Source organism: Brasilonema octagenarum UFV-OR1, from assembly GCF_963888615.1.
Lineage (GTDB): Bacteria > Cyanobacteriota > Cyanobacteriia > Cyanobacteriales > Nostocaceae > Brasilonema > Brasilonema sennae.
The window spans coordinates 1-689 of record NZ_CAWPKW010000088.1 but is presented as its reverse complement, the minus strand read 5'-3'; the positions used below and the strand labels follow the sequence as shown (position 1 = coordinate 689).

The 689-nt window shown below is 45.9% G+C and carries 1 protein-coding gene; it reads left to right on the top strand.

The window, feature by feature from the left end; all coding sequences use genetic code 11:
• A partial coding sequence (locus tag AC5590_RS06525) for a tetratricopeptide repeat protein (protein ID WP_169269040.1) occupies positions 1-689 on the top strand: 689 nt, incomplete at both ends.

Genomic DNA, 689 nt, shown 5'->3' with positions numbered 1-689 from the left:
ATTGAGATCAAACCCGACTATTACGATGCTTGGTTTAGGCAGGGCATGACACTGCTTAAGTTAGGGCGGTTTGAAGAAGCACTTGCATCCTTCGACAAAGTAATTGAGATCAAACCCGACTACCATCAAGCTTGGTACTTCCGGGGCATTGCGCTTGTTAACTTAGGGCGATATGATGATGCGATCGCATCTTATGATAGAGCAATTGAAATCAAATCCGACTACCATAATGCTTGGTTCAACCGGGGCGCGATGCTGTTTGTGTTAAGTCAATTTGAAGAAGCGATCCCATCGTTGGACAAAGCACTCTTTTTCAAACCTGACTATGATGATGGTTGGTACGTCCGAGGTTTGGTGCTGGGTCAGTTAGAACGATTTGAAGAAGCACTCGCATCTTACGACACAGCACTCGCAATCAAACCCGACAAATGGGAAGCTTGGTTCAAGCGGGGCGTGACGCTGGATAATTTGAAGCGATTTGAAGAAGCACTTGCATCCTACGACAAAGCAATTGAATTCAAACCCGACTTCCATCAAGCTTGGTTCCGCCGAGGCATGATGCTGGATAATTTGGAGCGATTTCATGATGCAATCGCATCTTACGACAAAGCAATAGAAATCAAACCCGACTATGATGATGCTTGGTACAACCGAGGCGTGGTGCTGGGTAAGTTAGATCGATATGAAGC